We start from the raw sequence: 12,325 nt of genomic DNA, 5'->3' as shown, positions 1-12,325 counted from the left end.
CAATAGTTACTCTTCTTTATCAAGCAATTGCTTTGTATACTCTACATATCTACGATGTACAGTCGCCTTTGAAACATTATGACCAAATCCACGTAATGTTGCTGCAATTTCTTCAAACGTGAGTTCACTTTTTCGCAAACGTACAATTTCCTCAATTGGCACTTCTTTTTTCTCTCTTCCTACACTTAAATGACGATTTTTTAAATTATTTTCTGGACGATAACCTTTTTCTACTGCACGTTGCATACCTCGTTTAATTTTCAAATTATGAATCTTTCTTTGATATTCTTCAACAATACCAATAATATCTAATACCATCGAATCAGAATCCGACAATTGTAATTCACCATTATGTGTATGCGTATATACTTTTATGCCTTCTTTATGTAAACAATGCATTAATGCGATCTTCGCATTTCCTCTACCAAGGCGCGTTTCATCTTGTATAAGTAACACATCAATTTGTTCGTCTCGAATTGTATCCAACACCTCTAATATACCGTCACGTTCAATTGTATATCCACTAGCCTGCTCTTCAATCACCTTAGTAACATTCATTTGATAGCGCTCAGCTAAATGCAATAATTCATCTTTTTGCCGTAATAATGATGTTTCTTGCGCTTCTTTCGTTGTACTCACACGTGCATAAATAATTGCATTCATTTTGAACCCCTCTTTCTCCCTATTATTTCCCTATAGTGTAACATAAATCCGCCATTTGTTCGAACTTATGTTTGTAGAATGTTTTTTCACATGTTATACTTATTAATAAGAAAAATGAAAGAAAACGAGGTGTTAGAAAACATGGAAAAGTTAACGAAACGCCAGCAAGACATTCTCGACTTTATTAAGCTAAAAGTACAAGAAAAAGGATATCCACCTTCCGTACGTGAAATTGGGCAAGCAGTCGGCCTCGCTTCTAGTTCTACAGTGCACGGACATTTATCACGATTAGAAGAAAAAGGATACATTCGACGCGATCCAACAAAACCACGTGCCATTGAAATTTTAGGTGAAGACCGAATGGATACGGAAACACAATCTGTTATTCAAGTTCCAATTGTCGGAAAAGTTACTGCCGGTTTACCAATTACAGCGGTTGAAAGCGTAGAGGAACATTTCCCACTTCCAGCTAGTATTGTTGCTGGAGCAGACCAAGTGTTCATGTTACGTATTTCTGGAGATAGTATGATTGAAGCTGGTATTTTCGATGGAGATTTAGTTGTTGTTCGCCAACAACAGTCTGCATATAATGGTGAAATTGTAGTCGCTTTAACAGAAGATAACGAAGCAACTGTTAAACGTTTCTATAAAGAAAAAGACCATTTCCGTCTACAACCAGAAAACTCTTCATTAGAACCTATCATTTTAAAACAAGTGTCAGTTATCGGGAAAGTAATTGGCGTATATCGTGATTTACATTAAAAATAATAAAAAGAAGATAATTACCTTATTTATATACGGTAATTATCTTCTTTTTTTGTATTTTGATAGATTTCCATACATTCTATTTCTTATTAACGAGTTTCAATCGTCACATCTCCCGCAGCCGTTTTACCGCTAATCTTTTTACTACCAGTGCCAATTGTTACGTTATTATTTTCTTCATTAAAAATTGTTACATCTCCGGCAGCACTTTGCCCAGTAATTACCGCATCTTGTGGTTTTTCCGATAAAGTAATATCTATATCTCCCGCAGTTGAACTTGCTTCTAGATTATACTTAGAATCATGATCTTGAATATTTATTTCCCCACTTGTTGTTTTTGCGGTCACTTTCCCTAATACCTTCTTAAAGTTCACCTCACCAGCTTTTGTCGATCCCTCCACATTCTTAGCCGTTACTTGTTTCAACTCTACTTCTCCAGCAAGTGTTCTAACACTTACGCTATCACTTTTCACATCACTCATTTCGATTTGTCCAGCAGATGAATTTACTTTTACATCTTGATAAGAGCGTTCGGGCACAAGGAGAGTCAATTTAGACGTTTGAAACCTAAAATCATAAAAAGAAAAATCAAATGAAGCACCTTTTTCTCTTTCCCCAATAATTTTTAATGTGTCACCATCTTCTGCAATACGAATCTCTTGTTTACGTACATCTCCTGATTGCTTTACATAAAAAGAAGAATCAGGAGATTTTTGGATAACAATATCTCCGGCATCTAACTTAACTTCTATATTTTTTAATGTTTCGTTTTTAATTACATCTTCTTTATCGCCTTTTTCAGCAGTTTGTACTGCTTTTTCATATGTTTGGGAAATTCCTATTACTCCAATAATGATACAAGCGATAGCGATTAAAAATAGTTTTTTCATCATTTACTCTCCTTTTATCATTTTGAAGTTCCATATTACATATCGTACACACAATCTCTTAAACCACTTTGTACTATAAAAAGCGATAATACATAACAATAAACCTACTCCAACAAACGTTATACTAACGAAAAGATCCAACCATATAAAAGTACCCATAAACACTTTTCCAATAACGAAAAATGGTGTTACTACACTAGCAATACCACCAATCCAAAAAGAAAATATAAAAGCAACAATTGCGACTAACGGGCCTAACACAATAATAAAATTAAACAAACTAAGTCCAATCGCTGCCATAACAGCTCTTGTCACATTTGAAGTCGATGGATTTTTTTTCATTTCATCGAAGCGATACATCGCAAGTAACTCTTTTGCGATTACTTTCGGAGAACCAAGGCCCTGAATTATTTCTGATTCAGTTTTCCCCTCTTCTAGTCCAAACTGAAAGTGCTCTTCATAATCCAATAAAATATCTTGCCTCTCTTCCTCTGGTAACTTTCTAAGATAACTTAATAATTCTTTAAGAAACCCTTCTTTACTCATCCCATTCCACCCCTTCAATAATTTCTTGTACCCCTTTCGCAAAATCACGCCATTCTGTTACTAACAAATGAAATTGCGTCTCCCCTTGCTCTGTTAATTGATAATATTTACGAGGTGGCCCTTCCGTAGATTCCTTTAAATACGTTTGAAAATACCCTTCTTTCGTCAAACGACGTAATAAAGGGTATACTGATCCTTCCGATATTAAAAATTTATTAGAGATTTGCTGAACAAGTTCATAACCGTAACTATCTTTACGTTTTACAAGTGCTAATACACAAAGTTCAAGCACACCTTTTTTAAACTGAACGTTCAAGTGCCATCCTCCTTCCCTATCTTAGTACTATTCAATACACGGTACCTGATTTATCCATAATATACCACTTAGTATTATTTATTGCAAGGTACTAAGCTATATTTATTCCCTAAATTTAGAAAATGAACTAACGAAATTCTGAATAAGACTGTGTTATAACTGAGCATCATTACGTTAATATCATTGAGTAATAATCTGATTCACAAGCCACAAACTTATAGCCTTGCAGATGAGGACATAAAAATCATCGCTCGCGTTGTACAAGGCAGTAAAGAATTATTAAGTTATAGCACAAGTGATTAAAAAAGATAAGATCAATTCTTTTGAAAAGATTTTCTTAGTAACATGATTCAAAATAACCAAAAACAATCCATTATCTAGTAGTTAACATATCCAATAACTTCACTAAAAAAGCCCTGATACCGTAGTATCAAGGCTTTTTCATTTTGCAACCATATAAAATTGTAATAATAGGGAATTAAAAACCCTTGATACGAGTTGTATCAAGGGTTCAAGCCTCTTAGTAAAGAGACATATATTGATCGCGTTCCCATTGGTGAACTTGTGTTCTAAAGATATCCCACTCAATCTCTTTCGCTTCGATGAAGTGCTCAAGTAAGTGTTCTCCTAGTGCACCGCATACTACTTCATTAGATTGTAATGTAACTAACGCTTGCGCTAATGTTGCTGGTAAGTCAACGATACCTGCTTCTTCGCGCTCTTCTTTTGTCATTACATAGATGTTACGGTCTACTGCAGCTGGTGGAGTTAATTTGTTTTTAATTCCATCAAGACCTGCAGCTAATAATGTAGCCATTACTAAATATGGGTTTGCAGCTGGGTCAACACTACGTACTTCTACGCGTGTACTAATACCACGAGATGCAGGGATACGTACTAACGGGCTACGGTTTTGTGCAGACCATGCTACGTAACAAGGTGCTTCATATCCAGGTACTAGACGTTTGTATGAGTTTACAGTTGGGTTTGCTATCGCTGTAAATGCTGGTGCATGTTTTAAAATACCTGCGATGAAGTGACGAGCATCATCACTTAATTGTAAGTCACCGTTTGCATCAAAGAATACGTTCTCACCATTTTTAAATAATGATAAGTTACAGTGCATACCTGAACCGTTCACACCGTATAGTGGTTTTGGCATAAACGTTGCGTGTAAACCATGTTTACGAGCAATTGTTTTTACAACAAGTTTGAATGTTTGAATGTCATCACATGAGCGAATTGCATTTGCATATTTAAAGTCAATTTCGTGCTGCCCTGGAGCAACCTCATGGTGAGATGCTTCAATTTCAAATCCCATTTCTTCAAGTTCAAGAACGATATCACGACGACAGTTTTCCCCTAGATCCATCGGCGCAAGGTCGAAGTATCCACCGTTATCGTTTAATTCTAATGTTGGATTTCCTTTTTCATCAACCTTAAATAGGAAGAATTCTGGCTCTGGTCCAAGATTGAAGTCTGAAAATCCTAAAGCTTCCATTTCTTTTAACACACGTTTTAAGTTGTTACGTGGGTCTCCATCAAATGGAGTGCCATCTGCATTGTAAATATCACAGATTAGTCGAGCTACTTTACCTTTTTCAGCTGTCCAAGGGAAAATTACCCAAGTGTCTAAATCAGGATATAAATACATATCAGATTCTTCAATACGTACGAAACCTTCAATCGAAGATCCATCAAACATCATTTTGTTATCAAGAGCTTTCGTTAATTGTCTCACTGGAATCTCTACGTTTTTAATTACCCCTAAAAGGTCCGTAAATTGTAAACGGATATACTTTACATTCTCTTCTTTCGCCAAACGGAAAATATCTTCTTTTGTGTATCTAGACATTATAAATTCCTCCTTAGTCCCTCTAATCGCCTTCAGAATCAGTTATCTTTAGTGAAAAAATCTTGAAATGTCACCTTGTCGCAATGAAGTTCGATTGAATCTACCTGTATGTTGTAGTTCATCTCGAAGTATTTTGCGAAGCTCAGTTTTTGAAATTTCTTTCGTTTCTTCTTTTACTTTCACTGCTTCTGTTTGATTTTCTTTCATTAGTAACACTTGCTTAATACCAGCCATATTCAAGCCTTGATCTAACAAATCTTTAATCTCTAACAACTTATCTACATCGTTAAATGAAAATAATCTACGATTCCCCTTTGTACGGGTTGGAGAAACAAGATTATGCTCTTCATAGTAGCGAATTTGACGTGCAGACAATTGTGTTAAATCCATAACAATACCAATTGGAAACAGCGGGGCAGAACGTCTATCTTCTTTCATTTTTCAGTTCCTCCTTCGCCTTAACTGCTTCTCATTTTATAACATGTTATGTTTAGTGTCAATAGATGTTAGCTTTTCTTACATGATTTTTTTATAAATTTTTTCATTCTTTTTTCTAATCGCATAAATCGTTACTTTTATACGAAAAAAGCTGCCGATATCGACAGCTCCCCTTTAAGAAATTGTTAATAAATTCTTTTCAATCAATTCATCAATCGCAGAACAAATCGCAATTTTAACATGCGAATACGTTAATCCACCTTGCACATATGCAACATACGGTGGTCTAATCGGACCATCAGCAGACAATTCAATACTTGCACCTTGAATAAATGTTCCCGCCGCCATAATTACATCATCTTCATAACCTGGCATATAGTTTGCATACGGAGTAAAATGCGAATTAATTGGAGATGCATATTGAATCGCTTGACAGAAGGCAACCATACGGTCTTTATCATCAAATTGAACAGATTGAATTAAGTCTGTTCTTGGTGCATTCCACGCTGGTGACGTGTTCATTCCTAACTTTTCTAAAAACGCAGCTGTAAAAATTGCACCTTTCAGCGCTTGTCCTGCAACATGTGGCGCTAAGAAGAACCCTTGATACATTTCTTGCAGACTGTATAAAGACGCTCCAGCTTCCGCACCAATTCCCGGAGATGTTAAACGATATGCACACGCTTCAACATACTGTTCTTTACCGACAATGTAACCACCAGTTTTTACAATTCCCCCGCCTGGGTTTTTAATAAGCGAACCCGCCATTAAATCTGCACCAACATGACACGGCTCTTGCTCTTCAATAAACTCCCCATAACAATTATCTACAAACACAACAACATCAGGTTTAATTTCTTTAACAAACGCGATCATCTCTTTAATTTGAGAAATAGTAAACGATGGACGAGTAGCATAACCTTTCGAGCGCTGAATACCGATCATTTTCGTATTACTATGAATCGCTGCTGCAACAGCTTCAAAATCAACAAGCCCACCTTCAGTTAGCGGAACTGCATTGTAACCAATATTATATTCTTTAAATGAACCTACACCTTTCCCACGCACACCAACGATTTCCTCTAACGTATCATACGGTTTCCCAGTAATGTACAATAACTCATCTCCTGGACGTAAAATACCGAATAACGCTGTAGAAATAGCGTGAGTACCTGAAATAATTTGCGGACGAACAAGTCCAGCTTCCGCCCCAAATACATCAGCATACACTTTTTCTAACGTATCACGGCCAATATCATCATAACCATAACCTGTCGTCGGGATAAAATGCGAGTCACTAATTTTATGTTTACGAAAACTTTCTAATACACGAAACTGATTACTTTCAATTACTTCATCCGCACGTTTATGTACTTCTGTAATCTGATTCTCTACTTCTTTTACGATTGGAGCAATTTTTTCTCCATTTTTCAAACGATCAAACATTTTTATTTTCTCCTTCTTCCACTAAAAATCTCTTTAATTGCACATTAAGCGATGAATGAGTAAAAATATACCCTGCACAATCATATACAAATTTATCTTCCAGAAACTCCATCTTTGCTAATAGCGTTTCCGTCTTTAAAAGCGTTAATAACTTACCTTCACTCGGAGGGATTTCTACTCGATAACGATCCATTTCTTTCTTCATTTTCATTTCTATCGCTTCTTTTATACGCAATAAATCACTTTCTTCAAAAGCACTAGTCATTAAGAAATCACTTTTCGGAAACGGAATAAAGTTTTGATGTAATTCATCTTTTTTATTATATAACGTAATAATAGGAATATGATTAATTTCAAGTTCTGATAATAATCGTTTTACTGTTTTTTCATGCCCTATGTAGTTAGGATCCGCAGAATCAACTACATGTAAAATAACATCTGCTTCCCCCGCTTCTTCCAGTGTTGAACGAAAAGCAGCAATTAATGAAGTGGGTAAATCTTGTATAAAACCAACAGTATCAGTTAGTAATACTGTATAACCAGAAGGTAGGGGCATCTTCCTCGTCGTTGGGTCTAGTGTTGCAAACAGAAGGTTTTCTTCAAACGTATTAGCTTCCGTTAATCTATTAAACAGTGTCGATTTCCCTGCATTTGTATAGCCTATTAATGAAATTTGAAATACTTTATTGTCTTTTCTTCTCTCACGATATCTTTTTCGGTGTTCCACAACAACTGCAAGTTGTTTCTTTATTTCATCAATACGCGATCGAATATGACGACGATCCGTCTCAAGTTTCGTCTCACCCGGTCCTCTCGTTCCAATACCACCACCAAGACGTGATAAGGACACCCCTTGCCCCATAAGACGTGGCATTGTATATTGCAACTGAGCTAATTCTACTTGAAGCTTACCTTCCCTCGACTTCGCACGTTGCGCAAAAATATCTAGTATTAGTTGCGTTCGATCAATTACTCTCGCATCTAATACTGAGGATAAATTCCGAATTTGACTCGGCGTTAATTCATTATTAAATATAATAACATCCGGCTCTAATTCTTCAGTTAGCATTGTAAGCTCTTCTAATTTCCCTTTACCTATGTAAGTTGCCGGATGAAACTTCGGTCGTTTTTGCGTTGTTGAAACTAACACTTCCGCTCTCGCAGTCTTAGCTAGTGATGCAAGCTCTTTCATGGAATGCATAAATTTTTCATCATCATCTTGCGGCAATTGACAGCCTACTAATATGACTTTTTCTTTTTCTTCCATCAAATATGTTCACTCATCCTTTTCGAAATTTAAACCTTCTAATATAATAGCAGAGGAAGCACATTTCATCTAGTTAGCGGGGGAGAAAATTCATGGCATGGGAGATTTTTAGCATCATAGGCACAATCGCTTTCGCACTAAGCGGAGCCATTGTTGCAATGGAAGAGGATTATGATATTTTCGGGGTGTATATTTTAGGAATGGCAACCGCATTTGGGGGAGGTGCCCTTCGTAATTTATTAATCGGTTATCCGATTGTCGCGTTTTGGCAACAAGACATGTTATTCCAAATCGCACTTTTATCAATGACTATTATTTTTCTTTTTCCAAATAAGTTAATTAGACATTGGAAAAAGTGGGAAAATATCACTGACGCTATCGGCTTATCAGCATTTGCTGTACAAGGAGCATTATATGCTCAAAAATTAAATTTACCAATTAGTGCCACAATCGTGGCAGCTGTTTTAACTGGTATCGGCGGCGGTATCATTCGCGACCTTTTAGCCCGCAGAAAACCTCTCGTTCTTCGAGCTGAAGTATATGCCTTTTGGACAATTTTAGCAGGTTTCTTAATTGGCGCTCAAATTATTGTTAGCGATTGGGCCCTTTACATTTTATTTATTTTAATTGTTTGCTTCCGCATGGTTTCTATTCATTACAAATGGCATTTACCGCACAGACGTATCGAAACGAAAGAACGTTCAATGCATAAATAGCAATCTAACCTCTTTACATATCGTAAAGAGGTTTTTCTTTTCTAACGATTTTTTCTTTATATAATGTTTATACTAATTTTTAAAGTGAGGTGAATACAAATGACAAACCACGTTAATAAAGGAGCTCAAAAAAGTTCAGTAAACCAATTTGGACACGACCCTAATTCAGCACACGAAAAGAGCGCTAAAATGGAACGCTTCCATAAAGCGCACCAAGAAAAAGCAAAAAAAGAGTAAACGAACTTATACACAAAAATAGACGCACAGTTTATGTACTGTGCGTCTCCTCTTCGAGCATCAAATCCATACTCGATATTCCAATTAAATCATTTTTATCATACGTATCTTCTTGCAACAACCGCATCGCCTGTGTACGAATTGATTTTTCAACAATATTCCGTACATACCGCCCATTACTAAATGATGTAATTTGCGACGAATACTTCACCGCATGTAAATGATCCCTAAATTTCCATTCAGCTTCTTTTGATAACTGATATTCACGATCTTCATACATTCTCTTTCCAATTTCCAATAGCTGATTTACCGAGTAATCCGCAAATTCAATAATAAATGGAAAACGAGATTGCAGCCCTGGATTTAATGAAAGAAAGTGATTCATCTCTCTTGAATATCCAGCTAAAATCAATACAAAACCATGTTGTTTATCTTCCATATGTTTTACAAGCGTATCAATTGCTTCTTTTCCAAAGTCCTTCTCTCCTCCTCGAGCTAAAGAATACGCCTCATCAATAAACAAAATACCTCCCATTGCTTTTTTTATTAAGTCTCTTGTTTTTTGAGCTGTATGGCCGATGTACTCTCCTACAAGATCAGCACGTTCAGCTTCAACCAAGTGGCCTTTCGATAGAATATTCATCTCAAACAGCAATTTTCCTATCATTCTAGCAACAGTTGTCTTCCCTGTACCCGGATTCCCTTTAAACAGCATATGAAGCACTTGCTTCTCAGACTTCAATCCCTTCTCTTGTCTTTTTTTATTCACATAAATCCAAGCATATATTTCTTTTATTATCTTTTTTATATCATCCATCCCAACAAGCTTCCCCATCTCTTCTTCAATTCTCTGCAGCATTTCATGTTTAATTGTAGTTTCATTTGAAATTACCGTTTTATTTTCTGCGGCTGGCAAAGAAATTTTCTTTCGATGGTTTAACACAATATTAATTTGATTGTTGTTTTTCTTTCGCATCGATTGTTCCATACAATCACCTCATTTTATCCCGCTATTTGCGAGCAGTAAGACTCCCACCTCGACATTCAGCAAACGTTTGGTATTTAAGCGGGAGATAACCGCCCGTAAATGCCCGATTGGTTCAACTAATAATCGCAGAGGATGAACAAAATCCCCACTGATTATAGTTTCACTTTATCCACTCACCAAATATTATTATTCCTGTCCCCCTTGTAAATGCCTATTTTCAGAAAAGTTTGCTATAATATAAGAAATAATTAAGGTGGTGGGACTATGGAGACAACGGAATTCCATGATACAATACAAGCCTTTTCTATTTTTTTATTGAATAAAGGCCGAAAACCCTCAACTATTAAACGTTATGTTTATGACGTTGAAGACTTCGGACATTGGTTAGAAAAAAACAAAAAGCTCCCTTCCAGTAATATATGGGCTACACTTTGTACAAAAGACTACGAAGATTACTTTTCCGATTTAAAAACGAATCGACATTACTCAGAAAAAACGATGCATCGTGTATTTACTGTATTAAATAGAATGCATCACTTTCTAAACATTCCCAATCCATTGAAGAATATGGAAATATCTATTCAACCAGACCGTACACTTCGTAACGAAGATTTCATTTCACCTGATGAAGAAAAAAGATTAAAGTATATAGTCACTTCATTAGAAGGACTTTCAGAAAAACAACTTCCTGTGCGCCCTTTATTAATGGATCGCAATATTGCTATTTTAAATCTATTGATCGACTACGGTTTATCCTTACAGGAACTTACAGCATTAACAATGCATCACGTTCACTTTGAAACTAACACATTGTCAATCCCAGCAACCGCAGGTGTAGAAAGAACAATTACATTAGCAAAAGAAGACAAAAAACAACTATATAATTATTACAAAAGTATCCCAGAACCAGTTCGTCCTAAGTATCATAGTGATGATTCATTGTTTGTCGCATTTGATTTTAACCGCGGAACATACAGGTGGGTATATGAAAATGATGCACCAAAGGCATTAACGGAAATTGCTATACAAAAAATGATTCGCCTCGAAGTGGCTAGAGCCAATTTACGTAAAGGAATTTCAGGACAACATTTTCGTAACACCTATATTTTAAACTTAATAAAAAAAGAAACTCCTGAATCAGAAATTATAAAACTCGCTGGATTCAAATCAAAAATTTCATTAAAGCGATATTATCAATACGCAGAAAATAGAAAAAACGCCTTATTGTAAGGCGTTTTTTCTATTTTTTCTTTAAACAAACGATTTTACTATGACCATTTAACTAATTTCTGCATCTACTATGATGAGTTTCGTTCACATTTTCGTGAGAAAGGAGAGATTTAATGTCTCGTTATAACGACAATCAAAACAAATTCTCCAAACCATGCTTTCCAAGTAGCGCTGGACGAATCCCAAATACTCCATCAATCCCAATTACTAAAGCTCAACTTAGAACATTTCGTGCGATTATTATTGATTTAACAAAAATAATCCCAACACTTTTTGCAAATCCATCTCCCCAAAATATTGAAGATCTAATCGATACATTGAACCTACTAAGTAATTTTATTTGTTCACTAGACGCTACTTCCTCCCTGAAAGCACAAGGGTTAGCTATTATTAAAAACTTAATAACTATATTAAGAAATCCAACCTTTGTAGCAAGCGCTGTATTTATTGAGCTTCAAAATCTCATTAACTATTTACTATACATTACAAAATTATTCCGAATTGACCCTTGCACACTTCAAGAGCTTCTTAAATTAATAGCAGCATTACAAACTGCTCTAGTTAATTCTGCTTCGTTCATTCAAGGACCTACCGGACCTACTGGACCAGCAGGCGCTACTGGTGCTACCGGACCTCGAGGTAACACGGGCGCTACTGGCGCTACTGGCGCTACTGGCGCTACCGGACCTCGAGGTAACACGGGCGCTACCGGTGCCACTGGACCTCAAGGTAACACGGGTGCTACCGGCGCTACCGGTGCCACTGGACCTCGAGGTAACACGGGCGCTACTGGCGCTACCGGTGCCACTGGACCTCGAGGTAACACGGGCGCTACCGGTGCCACTGGACCTCAAGGTAACACGGGCGCTACTGGCCCTACATCTCCTAAGCGCGGCGTGTAGCGATAGAGCGCTCAGAGCCGTTCAACACTGCTTGCCGTCCGCCCGATACACAGCGTACGCCCACTC

Annotated in this window: 13 protein-coding genes and 1 pseudogene; 5 read left to right on the top strand and 9 right to left on the bottom strand. The window is 36.6% G+C overall.

Going from position 1 to position 12,325, the window contains the following annotated elements; all coding sequences use genetic code 11:
- Nucleotides 1-6: 6 nt before the first annotated feature.
- Nucleotides 7-663, bottom strand: coding sequence for a recombinase family protein (locus H6481_RS17010; protein ID WP_000991471.1), 657 nt, complete (start codon nucleotides 661-663; stop codon nucleotides 7-9).
- Nucleotides 664-804: 141 nt separating this feature from the next.
- Here H6481_RS17010 and lexA point away from each other — a divergent pair, with 141 nt between their 5' ends.
- Complete coding sequence (lexA, locus tag H6481_RS17005) at nucleotides 805-1,425, top strand: transcriptional repressor LexA (RefSeq protein ID WP_000413738.1); 621 nt, start codon at nucleotides 805-807, stop codon at nucleotides 1,423-1,425.
- A 92-nt stretch (nucleotides 1,426-1,517) separates the two neighbouring features.
- Here lexA and H6481_RS17000 read toward each other — a convergent pair whose 3' ends face one another.
- The 7 genes from H6481_RS17000 to hflX all read right to left on the bottom strand — a co-directional run bounded on the left by H6481_RS17000 (nucleotide 1,518) and on the right by hflX (nucleotide 8,186).
- The gene (locus tag H6481_RS17000) at nucleotides 1,518-2,321 is read right to left on the bottom strand and encodes a DUF4097 family beta strand repeat-containing protein (RefSeq protein ID WP_023522790.1); all 804 of its coding nucleotides are present in this window, start codon (nucleotides 2,319-2,321) and stop codon (nucleotides 1,518-1,520) included.
- Nucleotides 2,322-2,864: a DUF1700 domain-containing protein gene (locus H6481_RS16995; protein WP_023522791.1), complete on the bottom strand. Its 543-nt coding sequence runs from the start codon at nucleotides 2,862-2,864 to the stop codon at nucleotides 2,322-2,324.
- Entirely contained in the window at nucleotides 2,857-3,180 is a 324-nt protein-coding gene (locus H6481_RS16990; protein WP_001102628.1) for a PadR family transcriptional regulator, read from the bottom strand. Before H6481_RS16990 ends, H6481_RS16995 begins: the two co-directional genes overlap by 8 nt.
- Nucleotides 3,181-3,700: 520 nt before the next feature.
- Nucleotides 3,701-5,035, bottom strand: a complete 1,335-nt coding sequence (gene glnA / locus H6481_RS16985) for a type I glutamate--ammonia ligase (protein WP_000092763.1) — start codon at nucleotides 5,033-5,035, stop codon at nucleotides 3,701-3,703.
- Between the two features lie 48 nt (nucleotides 5,036-5,083).
- Nucleotides 5,084-5,473 (bottom strand): transcriptional repressor GlnR, encoded by a 390-nt coding sequence (gene glnR / locus H6481_RS16980; RefSeq protein ID WP_000656783.1) that lies wholly within the window; start codon nucleotides 5,471-5,473, stop codon nucleotides 5,084-5,086.
- 174 nt (nucleotides 5,474-5,647) lie between these two features.
- Nucleotides 5,648-6,919 carry a methionine gamma-lyase family protein gene (locus H6481_RS16975; protein WP_000460282.1) on the bottom strand — a complete coding sequence of 424 codons (1,272 nt, stop codon included), beginning with the start codon at nucleotides 6,917-6,919 and terminating at the stop codon, nucleotides 5,648-5,650.
- Entirely contained in the window at nucleotides 6,912-8,186 is a 1,275-nt protein-coding gene (gene hflX / locus H6481_RS16970) for a GTPase HflX (protein ID WP_182812452.1), read from the bottom strand. The genes H6481_RS16975 and hflX overlap by 8 nt, the downstream gene beginning before the upstream one ends.
- A gap of 92 nt (nucleotides 8,187-8,278) precedes the next feature.
- Here hflX and H6481_RS16965 point away from each other — a divergent pair, with 92 nt between their 5' ends.
- A complete protein-coding gene (locus H6481_RS16965) occupies nucleotides 8,279-8,902 on the top strand; it encodes a trimeric intracellular cation channel family protein (protein ID WP_000312267.1) in 624 nt (207 codons plus the stop codon).
- 99 nt (nucleotides 8,903-9,001) lie between these two features.
- Nucleotides 9,002-9,139, top strand: coding sequence for a hypothetical protein (locus H6481_RS16960; protein ID WP_000181505.1), 138 nt, complete (start codon nucleotides 9,002-9,004; stop codon nucleotides 9,137-9,139).
- Nucleotides 9,140-9,170: 31 nt separating this feature from the next.
- Here the strand turns inward: H6481_RS16960 and spoVK are convergent, their stop codons facing one another.
- A complete protein-coding gene (gene spoVK / locus H6481_RS16955; protein WP_000438177.1) occupies nucleotides 9,171-10,127 on the bottom strand; it encodes a stage V sporulation protein K in 957 nt (318 codons plus the stop codon).
- Between the two features lie 264 nt (nucleotides 10,128-10,391).
- Here spoVK and H6481_RS16950 point away from each other — a divergent pair, with 264 nt between their 5' ends.
- Nucleotides 10,392-11,357 carry a site-specific integrase gene (locus H6481_RS16950; protein WP_000450330.1) on the top strand — a complete coding sequence of 322 codons (966 nt, stop codon included), beginning with the start codon at nucleotides 10,392-10,394 and terminating at the stop codon, nucleotides 11,355-11,357.
- A gap of 113 nt (nucleotides 11,358-11,470) precedes the next feature.
- Nucleotides 11,471-12,238: pseudogene (locus tag H6481_RS16945) on the top strand (collagen-like repeat preface domain-containing protein); the annotation flags it as partial.
- Nucleotides 12,239-12,325: the final 87 nt, after the last annotated feature.

The sequence above is a fragment of the Bacillus sp. ME78 genome, assembly GCF_903970865.1.
GTDB lineage: Bacteria > Bacillota > Bacilli > Bacillales > Bacillaceae_G > Bacillus_A > Bacillus_A cereus.
The sequence above is the reverse complement of the archived record's forward strand: the minus strand, read 5'-3'. Positions and strand labels throughout refer to the sequence as shown.

Bases quoted from the DNA above. Each gene is read 5' to 3' on its own strand.
- H6481_RS17010 (WP_000991471.1), bottom strand. From the start codon at position 663: ATGAATGCAATTATTTATGCACGTGTGAGTACAACGAAAGAAGCGCAA.
- lexA (WP_000413738.1), top strand. From the start codon at position 805: ATGGAAAAGTTAACGAAACGCCAGCAAGACATTCTCGACTTTATTAAG.
- H6481_RS17000 (WP_023522790.1), bottom strand. From the start codon at position 2,321: ATGATGAAAAAACTATTTTTAATCGCTATCGCTTGTATCATTATTGGA.
- H6481_RS16995 (WP_023522791.1), bottom strand. From the start codon at position 2,864: ATGAGTAAAGAAGGGTTTCTTAAAGAATTATTAAGTTATCTTAGAAAG.
- glnA (WP_000092763.1), bottom strand. From the start codon at position 5,035: ATGTCTAGATACACAAAAGAAGATATTTTCCGTTTGGCGAAAGAAGAG.
- glnR (WP_000656783.1), bottom strand. From the start codon at position 5,473: ATGAAAGAAGATAGACGTTCTGCCCCGCTGTTTCCAATTGGTATTGTT.
- H6481_RS16975 (WP_000460282.1), bottom strand. From the start codon at position 6,919: ATGTTTGATCGTTTGAAAAATGGAGAAAAAATTGCTCCAATCGTAAAA.
- hflX (WP_182812452.1), bottom strand. From the start codon at position 8,186: ATGGAAGAAAAAGAAAAAGTCATATTAGTAGGCTGTCAATTGCCGCAA.
- H6481_RS16965 (WP_000312267.1), top strand. From the start codon at position 8,279: ATGGCATGGGAGATTTTTAGCATCATAGGCACAATCGCTTTCGCACTA.
- H6481_RS16960 (WP_000181505.1), top strand. From the start codon at position 9,002: ATGACAAACCACGTTAATAAAGGAGCTCAAAAAAGTTCAGTAAACCAA.
- spoVK (WP_000438177.1), bottom strand. From the start codon at position 10,127: ATGGAACAATCGATGCGAAAGAAAAACAACAATCAAATTAATATTGTG.
- H6481_RS16950 (WP_000450330.1), top strand. From the start codon at position 10,392: ATGGAGACAACGGAATTCCATGATACAATACAAGCCTTTTCTATTTTT.